This is a genomic window from Streptococcus suis (assembly GCF_002960445.1).
Classification (GTDB): Bacteria; Bacillota; Bacilli; order Lactobacillales; family Streptococcaceae; genus Streptococcus; species Streptococcus hyiners.
Genome location: NZ_POJD01000193.1, coordinates 1 through 344, shown reverse-complemented (window position 1 = coordinate 344; position 344 = coordinate 1). Strand labels below are relative to the sequence as shown.

The 344-nt window shown below is 44.5% G+C and carries 1 protein-coding gene; it reads left to right on the top strand.

What is annotated here, in order from left to right; genetic code table 11:
- On the top strand, positions 1-344 hold a 344-nt coding region (locus tag C1G53_RS07720), incomplete at both ends, for a MucBP domain-containing protein (RefSeq protein ID WP_192873115.1).

Below are 344 nucleotides of genomic sequence, written 5' to 3'. Positions count from 1 at the left end.
TAAGAAAGTTGTAACAAACCACGTTGACGAAGAAACAGGTCTTCCAATTGCACCGCAAGAAGAAGGAACAACCCCTAACAAGTCAATCCCAGGATACGAGTTCACAGGTAAGACTGTAACAGATCCAGACGGTAACACAACTCACATCTACCGTAAAGACGAAACACCTGCTAAGAAGGTTGTATCCAACCACGTTGACGAAGAAACAGGTCTTCCAATTGCACCGCAAGAAGAAGGAACAACCCCTAACAAGTCAATCCCAGGATACGAGTTCACAGGTAAGACTGTAACAGATCCAGACGGTAACACAACTCACATCTACCGTAAAGTAGAAACACCTGCTA